Origin of the sequence: Citrobacter sp. HN-141, assembly GCF_033341895.1 — a bacterium.
GTDB lineage: Bacteria > Pseudomonadota > Gammaproteobacteria > Enterobacterales > Enterobacteriaceae > Citrobacter.
The window spans coordinates 1-13860 of sequence record NZ_JAWPBF010000016.1 but is presented as its reverse complement, the minus strand read 5'-3'; the positions used below and the strand labels follow the sequence as shown (position 1 = coordinate 13860).

General features: G+C 52.4%; 14 protein-coding genes and 1 other annotated feature. Of the genes, 8 read left to right on the top strand and 6 right to left on the bottom strand.

Features of this window, described 5'->3' with window-relative positions:
- Positions 1 to 2: 2 nt before the first annotated feature.
- From trpD to trpL, 3 genes are all read right to left on the bottom strand, one after another.
- Complete coding sequence (gene trpD, locus RYZ59_RS18415; RefSeq protein ID WP_318049956.1) at positions 3 to 1598, bottom strand: bifunctional anthranilate synthase glutamate amidotransferase component TrpG/anthranilate phosphoribosyltransferase TrpD; 1596 nt, start codon at positions 1596 to 1598, stop codon at positions 3 to 5.
- A complete protein-coding gene (locus RYZ59_RS18410) occupies positions 1598 to 3160 on the bottom strand; it encodes an anthranilate synthase component 1 (protein ID WP_318049954.1) in 1563 nt (520 codons plus the stop codon). Before RYZ59_RS18410 ends, trpD begins: the two co-directional genes overlap by 1 nt.
- Positions 3161 to 3183: 23 nt before the next feature.
- Positions 3184 to 3278 (bottom strand) — a sequence feature (Trp leader region).
- Entirely contained in the window at positions 3255 to 3299 is a 45-nt protein-coding gene (gene trpL / locus RYZ59_RS18405; protein ID WP_212734703.1) for a trp operon leader peptide, read from the bottom strand. (Overlaps the previous feature by 24 nt.)
- 135 nt (positions 3300 to 3434) lie before the next feature.
- Here trpL and rnm point away from each other — a divergent pair, with 135 nt between their 5' ends.
- The 3 genes from rnm to rluB all read left to right on the top strand — a co-directional run bounded on the left by rnm (position 3435) and on the right by rluB (position 5906).
- Complete coding sequence (rnm, locus tag RYZ59_RS18400; RefSeq protein ID WP_318049953.1) at positions 3435 to 4313, top strand: RNase RNM; 879 nt, start codon at positions 3435 to 3437, stop codon at positions 4311 to 4313.
- Positions 4310 to 4930: an L-threonylcarbamoyladenylate synthase gene (locus RYZ59_RS18395; protein WP_003833336.1), complete on the top strand. Its 621-nt coding sequence runs from the start codon at positions 4310 to 4312 to the stop codon at positions 4928 to 4930. Before rnm ends, RYZ59_RS18395 begins: the two co-directional genes overlap by 4 nt.
- A 100-nt stretch (positions 4931 to 5030) precedes the next feature.
- Positions 5031 to 5906 carry a 23S rRNA pseudouridine(2605) synthase RluB gene (gene rluB, locus RYZ59_RS18390; RefSeq protein ID WP_003020625.1) on the top strand — a complete coding sequence of 292 codons (876 nt, stop codon included), beginning with the start codon at positions 5031 to 5033 and terminating at the stop codon, positions 5904 to 5906.
- An 81-nt stretch (positions 5907 to 5987) separates the two neighbouring features.
- On the opposite strand, the gene cobO is transcribed toward rluB, so the two are convergent.
- Together cobO and RYZ59_RS18380 are read right to left on the bottom strand one after the other, a co-directional pair.
- A complete protein-coding gene (gene cobO, locus RYZ59_RS18385) occupies positions 5988 to 6578 on the bottom strand; it encodes a cob(I)yrinic acid a,c-diamide adenosyltransferase (RefSeq protein WP_137381716.1) in 591 nt (196 codons plus the stop codon).
- Entirely contained in the window at positions 6575 to 7336 is a 762-nt protein-coding gene (locus tag RYZ59_RS18380) for a YciK family oxidoreductase (RefSeq protein ID WP_202038514.1), read from the bottom strand. The genes cobO and RYZ59_RS18380 overlap by 4 nt, the downstream gene beginning before the upstream one ends.
- A 221-nt stretch (positions 7337 to 7557) precedes the next feature.
- Between RYZ59_RS18380 and sohB the strand changes: the two genes are divergently transcribed.
- Complete coding sequence (gene sohB / locus RYZ59_RS18375) at positions 7558 to 8604, top strand: protease SohB (protein WP_318049948.1); 1047 nt, start codon at positions 7558 to 7560, stop codon at positions 8602 to 8604.
- A 108-nt stretch (positions 8605 to 8712) separates the two neighbouring features.
- Here the strand turns inward: sohB and RYZ59_RS18370 are convergent, their stop codons facing one another.
- Positions 8713 to 8964, bottom strand: a complete 252-nt coding sequence (locus RYZ59_RS18370; protein WP_318049945.1) for a YciN family protein — start codon at positions 8962 to 8964, stop codon at positions 8713 to 8715.
- Positions 8965 to 9362: 398 nt separating this feature from the next.
- On the opposite strand from RYZ59_RS18370, the gene topA reads away from it, so the two are divergent.
- From topA to RYZ59_RS18350, 4 genes are all read left to right on the top strand, one after another.
- Complete coding sequence (gene topA / locus RYZ59_RS18365) at positions 9363 to 11960, top strand: type I DNA topoisomerase (protein WP_318049944.1); 2598 nt, start codon at positions 9363 to 9365, stop codon at positions 11958 to 11960.
- Between the two features lie 208 nt (positions 11961 to 12168).
- On the top strand, positions 12169 to 13143 hold the full coding sequence (gene cysB, locus RYZ59_RS18360; protein WP_318049941.1) for an HTH-type transcriptional regulator CysB: 975 nt from the start codon (positions 12169 to 12171) through the stop codon (positions 13141 to 13143).
- A 311-nt stretch (positions 13144 to 13454) separates the two neighbouring features.
- Complete coding sequence (locus RYZ59_RS18355; RefSeq protein WP_220472506.1) at positions 13455 to 13595, top strand: YmiA family putative membrane protein; 141 nt, start codon at positions 13455 to 13457, stop codon at positions 13593 to 13595.
- 3 nt (positions 13596 to 13598) lie between these two features.
- Entirely contained in the window at positions 13599 to 13769 is a 171-nt protein-coding gene (locus RYZ59_RS18350; protein WP_318049935.1) for a hypothetical protein, read from the top strand.
- Positions 13770 to 13860: the final 91 nt, after the last annotated feature.

Sequence of the window (13860 nt, the reverse complement as noted above, 5' to 3'; positions counted from 1 at the left end):
ATTTACCCTCTTGCGGCCAGTGCAGTGACACGGTCGTAAGCCGCACCGCTGCGCAGCACATTAATCACGGTTTGCGCGTTGGCTTTTAAGTCTTCTTTACCGTGCAGGCGCATTAACATGGCGACATTCGCGGCAACAGCAGCCTCATGAGCGGCCTCACCTTTACCTTGTAACAAGCGACTCAGAATGTCACGGTTTTCTTCCGGCGTGCCGCCAGCCAACTGTTCCTGATGATATGGCGTCAGGCCAAAGTCTTCCGCCGTTAGCTGGTAGCTCTTGATTTCACCATCATGCAGTTCCGCCACTATGGTCGGCGCATGCAGTGAAACTTCATCCATTCCGCCGCTATGTACCACGGCTGCCCGTTGGTATCCCAGCACGCGCAGTGTTTCGGCAATCGGCAACACCAGTTCCGGGCTGTAAACGCCGATCAGCGCCAGCGGTGGATGCGCCGGATTTATCAATGGCCCAAGCACATTAAACAACGTGCGGGTTTTCAACTGCTGGCGTACCGGCATCGCATGGCGAAAACCTGTGTGATATTTCGGTGCAAACAGGAAGCACACGCCCAGGTCATCGAGCGCCTGACGGGACTTATCGGCGTTCATATCCAGATTGATACCAAATGCCGCCAGCAGATCCGAAGAGCCAGATTTACTGGAGACGCTGCGGTTGCCGTGTTTGGCAACTTTCAGTCCGCAAGCTGCCGCAACAAAGGCGCTGGCGGTGGAAATATTGATGCTGTTACTGCCGTCACCACCGGTCCCGACAATGTCGGCAAACAGATAATCCGGGCGCGGGAACGGGGCGGCATTTTCCAGCAGCGCGGTTGCCGCACCGGCGATTTCATTCGGATGTTCGCCACGAATTTTCATACTGACCAGCGCTGCAGCCAACTGTTCCGGCTTCAGTTCACCGCGAACGACAGCAGAGAACAGCTGGTGGCTTTCCTGCTGGGACAGCGTCTGAGCCTGGTACAGTTTTTCCAGCATGGGCTGCAGCGTATTGGTTTGTTCGAGCTTCTGTTGCGCCCAGGCCAGCGTTTGCTCCAGCAGGCGCGCACCCTGAGTGGTCAGAATCGATTCCGGATGGAACTGGAAGCCGCATACGCGATCGGTATCGTGACGAACTGCCATGACCATACCGTTAAAATGCGCGTTTATGGTCAATCCGGCTGGTACGTTGCTGCCAACCAGCGAGTGATAGCGCGCCACCGGCAGCGGATTCGCCAGACCAGCAAACATCGCCTGACCGTCGTGTTCAATGCTGGAGGCTTTGCCGTGCAGGATTTCTCCAGCCTGACCGACATATCCACCATAGGCTTCAACAATCGCCTGATGCCCCAGACAAATACCGATAATGGGCAGTTTGCCGCGCAGGCGGGTTAACAGCTCGGGCATGCAGCCCGCTTCACTGGGTGCGCCAGGCCCCGGAGAAAGCATCAGCACAGGGTTTTTCATCGTCGCTAAACGGTCAATTAACGTCTGAGCCGGAATATGGTTACGGTAAATCACCACGTTGTGACCGTTAGTGCGCAGCTGATCTGCCAGGTTGTAGGTAAATGAGTCGATGTTATCGAGCAGCAGAATGTCAGCCATTAGAAAGTCTCCTGTGCGTGGTGCGCGGTGGCAATAGCACGCAAAACGGCACGCGCTTTATTACGGGTTTCATCGGCTTCAGACTGCGGAACAGAATCCAGAACAATCCCGGCACCGGCCTGCACGGTGGCGATGCCGTCTTCCACCAGGGCTGAACGGATCACAATGCAGGTATCCAGGTCGCCATGGGCGGTAAAGTAGCCGACTGCGCCGCCATAGCTGCCCCGGCGGCGACCTTCTGCCTCGGCGATTAATTGCATTGCGCGAACTTTGGGCGCGCCGCTCAGCGTGCCCATGTTCATACAGGCGCGGTAAGCATGCAGCACATCCAGATCGCTACGCAGTTCGCCCACCACACGGGACACCAGGTGCATCACGAAAGAGTAACGGTCGACTTTGGTCAGGTCGGCAACATAGCGGCTACCTGGGGTGCAGATACGTGCGAGATCGTTACGAGCCAGGTCTACCAGCATCAAGTGTTCGGAAAGTTCTTTATGGTCGGTACGCATTTCCAGCTCGATACGACTGTCGAGATCGCGGTCCAGCGAGCCATCCGCACGGCGACCACGCGGGCGGGTCCCGGCAATCGGGTAAATTTCAATCTGACGGCTGGTGGCGTCGTATTTCAACGAGCTCTCCGGCGACGCGCCGAACAGGGTGAAATCGTTATCCTGCATGAAAAACATGTACGGGCTGGGGTTACTTTTCTTCAGCACATAATAGGCTGCCAGCGGCGACGGGCAGGGCAGCGAGAAACGACGAGATGGAACCACCTGGAAAATTTCACCTGTGCGAATCGCTTTTTGCAGGCCGCGTACCACGGCGCCGAACTCTTCGTCGCTCTGATTGCATTCGCATTGCATCTGCGGGATTTCAGTGACGGGCAGCGGCGGTGCGGGTTCGGTAAGCTGTTGGCTCAACTGTGCCAGGCGGGCGTTCAGTCGCTGTTTTTCCTCGTCATTTGGCGTAAAAATGCTGGCCTGAATGCGGGTGCTTTTTTTCTGGTGGTCGATAACCATCAGTGTTTCTGCCAGATAGAAGCAGTAGTCCGGGCAACGGTTACCCGCTTCAAGCTGGGGTAAATCTTCAAATCCAGCAACCAGGTCGTAGGAAAACAGACCGCCGAAGAACATGGCTTCACGTTCTTGCGCCGGAACATGGACCAGCTCCTGCAACAAACGGAACGCGTCAAATACAGAAAGTGAGCATAAACGGGCGTCTTCATCCAGCAGCGGGCTTACGCTGGGGAAGGTCAACTGACGAACGTTCGGCTGTTTATCGTTGTCAACGCCTGCGGGCAGGGCGGCGTCCAGCAGAGGAAGCAGCGACGCGCCATTTGCCGACAATGCCTGAATGGTGACAGTGTCACCCAGGGCGGTAATACGCAACGCGCTGTCTACCAGCAGCAGGCTCTTGAGATCGTCCTTGCTGTCGATATCGGCGGATTCCAGCAACAACGTTGCCGGTCGTGCGCCACACACCTGATGAAACAGCGCCGTTGGGTTCTCACGGTAGGCGGCATCGCAGGCGAGTAGTTCAAGTGTTGGTTTTTGTGTTTGCATCGTTCTTCTCATTAATTTTGTTCAAAAAAAAGCCCGCTCATGTGGCGGGCCGGGTATCTGGTTGCATAGTGCAGACGTAAGACACTGCCCGAAATCAGGAAGTGCGCCACCAACCGTGCAGAACAAAGCGTGCTTTCATCTCAGATACCTTCTTCATGTGAACTTGCGTACTAGTTAACTAGTTCGGTAGAGTAAAGTCAACACCTGATTTCAGTTAATTTGTCGAAACCGCTATGATGATCGTGATACGACATTTATTGAAACGGGAGACGCCTTGAGCGACACGAATTACGCAGTGATTTATGACCTGCACAGCCATACGACAGCCTCCGATGGGCGATTGACGCCAGAGGCCTTAGTACATCGTGCGGTAGAGATGCGAGTCGGTACACTGGCGATCACCGATCATGACACCACGGCAGGTATTGCGGCGGCAAGAGAAGAAATTTCACGTTCGGGGCTAGCGCTAAATCTAATCTCGGGTGTAGAAATTTCAACGGTCTGGGAAAACCATGAGATCCATATTGTGGGTCTGAATATTGATACCGCACATCCTATGATGTGTGCGTTTTTGGCACAGCAAACGGAACGCCGCCAGCAGCGCGCGCGCCTGATTGCAGAACGGCTGGACAAAGCGCATATTCCGGGGGCGTGGGAAGGGGCTTTGCGTTTGGCAGACGGCGGGGCCGTCACGCGGGGCCATTTTGCGCGTTTTCTGGTGGAATGCGGAAAAGCCACAACCATGGCGGATGTCTTTAAAAAATATCTTGCCCGTGGGAAAACCGGTTACGTTCCGCCACAGTGGTGTACAATAGAACAAGCTATTGATGTCATTCATCATTCTGGCGGTAAGGCAGTTCTGGCTCATCCTGGGCGGTACGATCTTAGCGCTAAGTGGCTGAAAAGACTGGTTGCACATTTTGCTGAACATCACGGTGACGCGATGGAAGTGGCACAGTGCCAGCAGTCTCCCAATGAACGCACCCATCTGGCGACGCTTGCGCGCCAGCATCAGTTGTGGGCATCGCAAGGGTCTGATTTTCATCAGCCGTGCCCGTGGATTGAACTGGGGCGCAAACTTTGGTTGCCTGCCGGCGTCGACGGCGTGTGGCAGCTTTGGGAACGGCCCGAGATCACAGAGAGGAAAGTATGAGCCAGTTTTTTTATATTCACCCCGAAAACCCACAGCAGCGGTTGATCAATCAGGCCGTGGAAATTGTGCGTAAAGGTGGGGTGATTGTCTATCCAACCGATTCCGGCTATGCGTTGGGTTGCAAAATTGAAGATAAAGGCGCGATGGAGCGTATTTGTCGTATCCGTCATCTGCCGGACGGCCACAACTTTACGCTGATGTGCCGCGATTTGTCAGAGCTGTCTACCTATTCATTTGTCGACAACGTGGCCTTTCGTTTAATTAAAAACAATACGCCGGGCAACTATACTTTTATCCTGAAAGGGACGAAAGAAGTTCCACGCCGACTGCTGCAGGAAAAACGTAAGACTATTGGCTTGCGTGTTCCGTCGAATCCCATTGCGCTGGCGCTGCTCGAAGCCCTGGGTGAGCCAATGCTTTCTACTTCACTGATGCTTCCGGGCAGCGAGTTTACCGAGTCCGATCCTGAAGAGATCAAAGATCGTCTGGAGAAGTTGGTCGATCTGATCATTCACGGTGGTTACCTTGGTCAACAACCGACGACGGTCATCGATTTAACCGATGATTCCCCGGTGGTATTGCGCGAAGGCGTTGGTGACGTTAAACCTTTCTTATAAGGGCGCGAACCGCTATACTACGCGGCCTTAAAATGGCGCTGACTGGCGCCGTTGATTCTCCTGTTCGACGCCTGTGAAGGCGACACCTAAAGGAAGCTCTATGAGCGAAAAGTTACAAAAAGTGCTGGCGCGTGCCGGCCACGGTTCTCGCCGTGAAATCGAATCTATTATTGCCGCGGGTCGTGTGAGCGTTGATGGCAAAATTGCCACGCTTGGCGATCGCGTTGAAGTGACGCCGGGTCTGAAAATCCGTATCGACGGTCATCTGATTTCGGTGAAAGAATCTGCAGAACAAATCTGCCGCGTTCTGGCTTATTACAAGCCGGAAGGTGAACTGTGTACCCGTAACGACCCGGAAGGTCGTCCAACCGTTTTTGACCGCTTGCCAAAGCTGCGTGACGCGCGCTGGATTGCCGTAGGTCGTCTGGACGTCAATACCTGTGGTCTGCTGCTGTTTACCACCGATGGTGAATTGGCGAACCGTCTGATGCACCCGAGCCGTGAAGTTGAACGCGAGTACGCGGTGCGTGTGTTCGGTCAGGTTGACGATGCTAAACTGCGTGATCTGAGCCGTGGCGTACAGCTGGAAGATGGTCCGGCTGCGTTTAAAACCATCAAGTTCAGCGGTGGTGAAGGGATTAACCAGTGGTATAACGTCACGCTGACTGAAGGGCGCAACCGCGAGGTTCGTCGTCTGTGGGAAGCGGTAGGCGTGCAGGTAAGTCGTCTTATCCGCGTACGTTATGGCGATATTCCATTGCCGAAAGGCCTACCGCGTGGTGGCTGGACCGAGCTTGATCTTGCACAGACCAACTATCTGCGTGAACTGGTGGAGTTGAAACCGGAAACCACGTCTAAAGTCGCTGTCGAGAAAGACCGTCGTCGCATGAAAGCGAATCAGATCCGCCGTGCGGTGAAACGTCACTCTCAGGTCGGCAGCAGCCGTCGCCCGGGTGGACGCAGCAATAACGGTTAATCGTGAACAGGCCTGATAAGCAAAGCGTTATCAGGCGTTAGTGGAGCCGGATGCGGCGCAAGCGCCTTATCCGGCCTGCTGTTAGTAATCAATCCCCATTTGGGCTTTAATGCCCGCTTCAAAAGCATGCTTGACCGGACGCAACTCGCTGACCGTGTCGGCTAACTCCAGAATATCGCGATGACATCCTCGACCCGTAATAATGACCGTCTGCTGGGCTGGGCGCGCGTTTAAGGCGTTGAGCACCTCTTCAAGCGGGAGGTAGTCGTAGGCCACCATATACGTCAGTTCATCCAGCACAACCATGTCCAGCTCAGGATCGGCCAGCATTCGCTTACCGTGTTCCCATACGGCCAGACAGGCGGCGGTATCAGCTTCACGATTCTGTGTTTCCCAGGTAAACCCGGTCGCCATCACCTGAAACTCTACACCATGAGGTTCGAGCAGGTTTCTTTCGCCGTTTGGCCATGTACCTTTAATGAACTGCACTACACCGACTTTTTTACCGTGGCCCACTGCGCGAGTCGCTGTACCGAACGCAGCGGTAGTTTTACCTTTTCCATTACCGGTAAAAACGATGACAATTCCACGCTCGTCCCTGGCGGCCGCAACACGTGCGTCAACCCGGTCTTTTACGCGCTGTTGGCGCTGCTGATAGCGTTCTTCACTCATTGGGCAATTCCTGGTTTACGGCCCGGCTGGGCATCAAAAGTCATACCGGTTTTACGGCGGCTGTCATCGCCCATCAGCCACAGGTACAGCGGCATAATGTCGGCGGGGGTTTTGAGTTTTTGCGGATCTTCCGTCGGGAATGCGCTGGCACGCATGCCGGTACGCGTGCCGCCTGGATTAATGCAATTTACGCGCAGATGGCGATTCTGGTATTCGTCTGCCAGGACCTGCATCATCCCTTCGGTAGCAAATTTCGAGGTGGCATACGCTCCCCAGTTAGCCCGTCCCTGGCGACCAACGCTTGAAGAAGTAAAGACCAGCGATCCTGAATCTGATTTGAGTAGCAGCGGCAGCAATGCCTGAGTCAACATAAACGTCGCGTTGACATTGACCTGCATGACATCCTGCCATACCTGCGGATTTTGTTCGCTCATCGGGCAGATATCGCCCAGCAGCCCGGCGTTATGCAACACCCCATCCAGACGTGGATAATGTGCGGCGAGGCGTTGCGCCAACTGGTGGCATTCTTCAGAGGTACAGGTCAGCAGATCCAGTGTAAACCATTGTGGTTGTGCTCCGTTTTCATCGGCGACGGTCTGGGCAACCTGACGCAATTTTTCTTCATTACGTCCAAGCAGGATAACGGTCGCACCGTAGCGTGCGTAGGTAAGCGCGGCTTCACGCCCGATGCCATCACTGGCACCGGTGACCAGAATAATGCGATCCTGTAACAGGTCTTGTTTAGGTTGGTAATGCACGGCTACTCCTCGGCGACGCTTTGGCCATCTCGTTCGCGATAACTTTTCGGCTTTATGCCTTAAACACTGGTGTTTTTCAATCAGCCAAAGGCAATAACACCGCAAAATGAACACTTTGTCATGCTTTTTGCCGATTCAGCATCGGATGGATGAAGCAAGACGGGTTTACACGCCTGTTGTACACTGAGCGAAAGTAGCGTTGTTTAACCAAGGTGGGTCTCGTGGAATTGTTGTCTGAATATGGGCTGTTTTTGGCAAAAATTGTCACTGTTGTGGTGGCTATTGCGGTGATTGTCATGCTGATTGTAAACGCGACACAACGTAAGCGTCAGCGTGGTGAGCTACGCGTTATTAATCTTAGCGATCAATATAAAGAGATGAAGGAAGATCTGTCGATGGCCTTGCTGGATGGGCATCAGCAAAAATTCTGGCATAAGGCGCAGAAAAAGAAACAGAAGCTGGAGGCGAAGGCCGCCAAGGCAAAAGCGAAACTGGGTGACAGTTCGTCATCAGATAAACCTCGCGTCTGGGTGCTCGATTTTAAGGGCAGTATGGATGCCCATGAGGTCAGCGCATTACGCGAAGAGGTGACGGCGGTGCTGGCGGTTGTTAAACCTCAGGATCAGGTGGTGGTTCGTCTGGAAAGCCCGGGTGGTGTGGTACATGGCTATGGCCTGGCTGCATCGCAATTGCAACGTCTGCGCGATAAGCAGATACCGTTGACCGTCACGGTGGATAAAGTCGCTGCGAGCGGCGGATATATGATGGCCTGCGTGGCAGATAAAATTGTCTCAGCGCCGTTTGCCATTGTGGGCTCGATTGGCGTGGTGGCGCAGATCCCGAACTTCAACCGTTTCCTGAAAGGCAAGGATATTGATATCGAGCTGCACACGGCGGGACAGTACAAACGTACGCTGACACTGCTTGGCGAAAATACGGAAGAAGGGCGACAGAAATTCCGTGAAGATTTGAATGAAACCCATCATCTGTTTAAAGATTTTGTGCAGCGTATGCGTCCAACTCTGGACATCGAACAGGTTGCTACCGGTGAACACTGGTTCGGGCAACAGGCGCTGGCAAACGGGTTGGTCGATGAGATCAATACCAGTGACGAAGTGATTCTGGGGTTGATGGATGGTCGTGAAGTGCTAAACGTCCGCTATATGCAGCGCAAAAAACTGATGGACCGTTTCACTGGCAGCGCGGCAGAAAGTGCAGACCGCTTACTGATGCGCTGGTGGCAGCGGGGACAAAAGCCCCTGATGTAAAATGGCAATTGCCGGATGGCGATGCTCACGCATCTTATCCGGCCTACAGGTTCAGAGCATCGTAGGCCGGATAAGGCAGCGCCGCCACCCGGCAAATCATTTCTCGCGTTAATCGATCAAGTGGTACTTTTCAGAAAGCATATGCGCCAGGTGTTTAAACATATTAAATACCGCAGTGCTTTTGGGCGTTGGTAGCCCTTGCTCGTCTAAAAAGTAATCTCCGCTGAAAACCAGCACGCCGTTTCGCTGCGTTACGCCGGTGGCGACAATCCCCGCCAGCGTGTCCTCATGCTCACGAATGATTTTGTTGGCTTCAATCAGCAGTGTTTCGCGATCGATGGGTTGAGTGTCTTTATGCATGATTTACTCCTTAAACAAGGACATTAGTCTACGCCGAGCCCAGCTTATGGGCAAATATTCCCTGACTTAAATGAAGGCTATAGGATGGGATTGCAACTGGCGAGATTTGTTTTTGCATGCTAATAAAGTTGCGTAACGCATTTTATCAGGTACAGTGTGACGCTTTCGTCAATCTGGCAACAGATTTGCTTGACATTCGACCAATACTCCGTCGCGCTAAAGCGTTTGTGTGCGAAAAAGCCTGTTAACTCAGTTACATGAGAGTTACATTACAAGCGCAAATCAGTTTAAGGGGTTGATATCCGCCGACGCAGAGACCATATCGATGTCTCGTCGCCAGCGGAAGGTGAATCAACGTGCGACGCATTCTGGAAGAATCAAATTAGGTAAAGGTGAATATGGGTAAAGCTCTTGTCATCGTTGAGTCCCCGGCAAAAGCCAAAACGATCAACAAGTATCTGGGTAATGACTACGTGGTGAAATCCAGCGTCGGTCATATCCGTGATTTGCCGACCAGTGGCTCAGCAACTAAAAAGAGCGCCGACTCAACCTCAACCAAAACGGCTAAAAAGCCCAAAAAGGATGAACGTGGCGCTCTCGTCAACCGCATGGGCGTTGACCCGTGGCACAACTGGGATGCGCGCTATGAAGTGCTGCCTGGTAAAGAGAAAGTTGTCTCTGAACTGAAACAACTGGCTGAAAAAGCCGACCACATCTATCTCGCAACCGACCTTGACCGCGAAGGGGAAGCCATTGCCTGGCACCTGCGGGAAGTTATCGGTGGCGACGATACCCGCTACAGTCGCGTGGTGTTTAACGAAATTACTAAGAACGCTATTCGTCAGGCGTTTGAAAAACCGGGCGAGCTGAACATCGACCGTGTAAATGCACAACAGGCTCGCCGCTTTATGGACCGCGTTGTCGGCTATATGGTGTCGCCGCTGCTGTGGAAAAAAATTGCCCGTGGCCTGTCTGCCGGTCGTGTACAGTCGGTTGCCGTGCGTCTCGTTGTTGAGCGCGAGCGTGAAATTAAAGCATTCGTCCCCGAAGAGTTCTGGGAAATTGATGCCAATACCACGACGCCAGCCGGTGATGCATTGCCGCTGGAGGTGACGCATCAAAATGATAAACCGTTCCGCCCGGTAAATCGGGAACAAACGCTTGCTGCCGTTAGCCTGTTGGAAAAAGCGCGCTATAGCGTCCTGGAACGTGAAGATAAACCGACCAGCAGCAAGCCGGGCGCGCCGTTCATTACCTCCACACTACAGCAGGCTGCGAGCACGCGTCTGGGCTTCGGTGTGAAGAAAACCATGATGATGGCGCAGCGTTTGTATGAAGCGGGTTACATCACCTATATGCGTACTGACTCAACTAATCTGAGCCAGGATGCAGTGACCATGGCTCGCGATTACATCAGCGATAATTTTGGTAAGAAATATCTGCCGGAAAGCGCGAATCAGTACGCCAGCAAAGAGAACTCGCAGGAAGCGCACGAAGCTATCCGTCCTTCCGATGTCGCCGTACTGGCGGAATCGCTGAAAGATATGGAAGCTGATGCGCAAAAACTGTACCAGCTAATCTGGCGCCAGTTTGTTGCCTGTCAGATGACGCCAGCCAAATATGACTCCACCACACTGACCGTAGGGGCTGGTGATTTCCGTCTGAAGGCGCGTGGTCGTATTCTGCGCTTCGATGGCTGGACGAAAGTGATGCCAGCACTGCGTAAGGGCGATGAAGATCGCATCTTACCGGCGGTGGATAAAGGCGATACGTTGACGCTTATCGAACTGACGCCTGCGCAGCACTTCACCAAACCGCCTGCACGCTTCAGTGAAGCTTCGCTGGTTAAAGAACTTGAGAAACGGGGTATTGGTCGTCCGTCAACGTATGCCTCGATCATCTCTACGATTCAGGATCGCGGTTATGTTCGCGTTGAGAACCGTCGCTTCTACGCGGAGAAAATGGGTGAAATTGTCACCGATCGTCTGGAAGAAAACTTCCGCGAATTGATGAACTACGATTTCACCGCGCAGATGGAAGACAGCCTTGACCAGGTGGCGAACCACGAAGCCGAGTGGAAAGGTGTGCTCGACAACTTCTTCAGCGATTTTACTCAGCAACTGGATAAAGCCGAGAAAGATCCCGAAGAAGGCGGCATGCGTCCGAACCAGATGGTACTGACCAGCATTGATTGTCCGACATGCGGACGCAAGATGGGTATCCGTACCGCCAGCACCGGTGTATTCCTTGGGTGTTCCGGCTATGCGCTTTCACCGAAAGAGCGTTGCAAGACCACCATTAACCTGGTGCCAGAAAACGAAGTATTGAACGTCCTGGAAGGCGACGACGCGGAAACGAACGCATTGCGCGCCAAACGCCGCTGCCAGAAGTGCGGTACGGCAATGGACAGTTATCTCATCGATCCTAAGCGTAAATTGCATGTGTGTGGTAATAACCCAACTTGCGATGGCTACGAGATCGAAGAGGGTGAATTCCGTATCAAGGGTTATGACGGTCCGATCGTAGAGTGCGAAAAATGTGGTTCTGAAATGCACCTGAAAATGGGACGTTTCGGCAAGTACATGGCGTGTACTAACGACGAGTGTAAAAACACCCGTAAGATCCTGCGTAACGGCGAAGTGGCTCCGCCGAAAGAAGATCCTGTTCCGTTGCCGGAACTGCCGTGTGAAAAATCGGACGCGTATTTCGTATTGCGTGATGGCGCAGCAGGTATTTTCCTTGCCGCTAACACCTTCCCGAAATCACGTGAAACCCGTGCGCCATTAGTGGAAGAGTTGTACCGCTTCCGCGATCGTCTGCCGGAAAAACTGCGTTACCTGGCCGATGCACCGCAAACTGACCCGGATGGTAACAAGTCCATGGTTCGTTTCAGCCGTAAAACCAAGCAGCAATACGTTGCCGCTGAGAAAGACGGTAAGGCGACTGGCTGGTCCGCGTTCTTCGTTGACGGCAAATGGGTAGAAGGGAAGAAATAACAGCATTCTGGCTGAGTTCCTCCTCAAAGGGTCGCGTAAGCGGCCCTTTTTGTTTATGGCATATTATTTTTTGTCATACCTATACAGCGTACATATAAATGATATAGTGGTTATAGTTAACAAGCTTTTTATTATTAAATCGTATTAGCAGCGCCCACGAGCCTGCACAGAAACGATGATTTGATGGCGCAAATCGGGATGGCATAACATGAAATTACAGCAGCTTCGCTATATCGTTGAGGTGGTAAACCACAACCTTAATGTCTCCTCAACGGCCGAAGGACTCTATACCTCCCAGCCAGGGATCAGTAAGCAAGTTCGTATGCTGGAAGATGAGCTTGGCATCCAGATTTTTGCCCGTAGCGGTAAGCACCTGACGCAGGTGACTCCGGCAGGGCAGGAAGTTATTCGTATTGCCCGCGAAGTCTTGTCTAAAGTGGATGCCATTAAGTCGGTTGCTGGTGAACATACCTGGCCCGACAAAGGTTCATTGTATATTGCTACCACACACACTCAGGCGCGTTACGCGCTGCCCAACGTGATTAAAGGTTTTATTGAGCGTTATCCTCGCGTTTCGTTGCATATGCATCAGGGATCGCCGACGCAAATTGCCGAGGCCGTGTCGAAAGGGAATGCTGATTTTGCCATCGCGACGGAAGCACTGCATCTGTACGATGATCTGGTGATGCTGCCATGCTATCACTGGAACCGTTCGATTGTTGTTACGCCAGACCATCCGTTGGCGGGCAAAGTCTCCGTATCCATCGAAGAGCTGGCGCAATATCCGTTGGTGACGTACACCTTTGGTTTTACGGGGCGCTCAGAGCTGGATACCGCGTTTAATCGCGCGGGTCTTGAGCCACGTATTGTTTTTACCGCAACCGATGCTGATGTGATAAAAACCTATGTCCGACTGGGGCTCGGCGTGGGCGTGATTGCCAGCATGGCAGTTGATCCTGTCTCTGATCCGGATCTGGTGCGTGTTGATGCTCATGATATTTTCAGTCACAGTACCACGAAAATTGGTTTTCGTCGCAGCACGTTTTTACGCAGCTACATGTATGATTTTATTCAGCGTTTCGCACCGCATCTGACACGCGATGTGGTGGATACGGCGGTGGCACTGCGTTCCAACGATGATATTGAAGCTATGTTCAAAGATATTAAATTGCCAGAGAAATAATAACGGAAGTTGCCTCGTTGGTATCCTGGTTCTCCAGCCATACCAGCGGGGCGGTTGAATGTATTCATGATTTTTTATTTGTCTATTATCCCTATATTATTTATGGAAAATATTCTCCAAAGTAGTTTCAAATGAGTCAGCCTGCCAAAATCCCTTTCAAATATTTATAACCGATCAAACAATTAAGTTATTTATAAAGCTGGTTTCGAAAATTAGCTGGCTTTTTCAGGACGTTTTTATTAGGATTCCTCTTATCTGATGATTAATTGTACCGATTGTTTGGTGCCTAAATGATAAGTGATTTCGATAGTATGAGGTTAGCAATGCCTTCTGGAAACCAGCCTGCGCGCAGAGATCCCGTGATGAAACGTAAAGCATGGTTCACCGTGTTTCTGGGCTCCGCCGTGTTCTGGATCGTGGTTGCTCTGGTGGTCTGGAAAGTGTGGGGGTAATTGATGTCCACACAGGAACAACGCTCCAGTGCTACACCTGCTCATCATGATAATGAGCAAGCGAATGAAACCGTTGTAGAAAAAAAACAGGATATTCCCGCTTCGTGGGATCTTTCACCTGAGCAACGGGCATTTATTGATCTGTTCATTGAAGATGATAAGCAGGAACGATAAACAATACGTTTTTTAGGTGATGCTGCCAACTTACTGATTTAGTGTATGATGGTGTTTTTGAGGTGCTCCAGTGGCTTCTGTTTCTATCAGC

Bases quoted from the DNA above. Each gene is read 5' to 3' on its own strand.
- trpD (WP_318049956.1), bottom strand. From the start codon at position 1,598: ATGGCTGACATTCTGCTGCTCGATAACATCGACTCATTTACCTACAAC.
- RYZ59_RS18410 (WP_318049954.1), bottom strand. From the start codon at position 3,160: ATGCAAACACAAAAACCAACACTTGAACTACTCGCCTGCGATGCCGCC.
- RYZ59_RS18395 (WP_003833336.1), top strand. From the start codon at position 4,310: ATGAGCCAGTTTTTTTATATTCACCCCGAAAACCCACAGCAGCGGTTG.
- rluB (WP_003020625.1), top strand. From the start codon at position 5,031: ATGAGCGAAAAGTTACAAAAAGTGCTGGCGCGTGCCGGCCACGGTTCT.
- cobO (WP_137381716.1), bottom strand. From the start codon at position 6,578: ATGAGTGAAGAACGCTATCAGCAGCGCCAACAGCGCGTAAAAGACCGG.
- RYZ59_RS18370 (WP_318049945.1), bottom strand. From the start codon at position 8,964: ATGCATAAAGACACTCAACCCATCGATCGCGAAACACTGCTGATTGAA.
- topA (WP_318049944.1), top strand. From the start codon at position 9,363: ATGGGTAAAGCTCTTGTCATCGTTGAGTCCCCGGCAAAAGCCAAAACG.
- cysB (WP_318049941.1), top strand. From the start codon at position 12,169: ATGAAATTACAGCAGCTTCGCTATATCGTTGAGGTGGTAAACCACAAC.
- RYZ59_RS18355 (WP_220472506.1), top strand. From the start codon at position 13,455: ATGAGGTTAGCAATGCCTTCTGGAAACCAGCCTGCGCGCAGAGATCCC.
- RYZ59_RS18350 (WP_318049935.1), top strand. From the start codon at position 13,599: ATGTCCACACAGGAACAACGCTCCAGTGCTACACCTGCTCATCATGAT.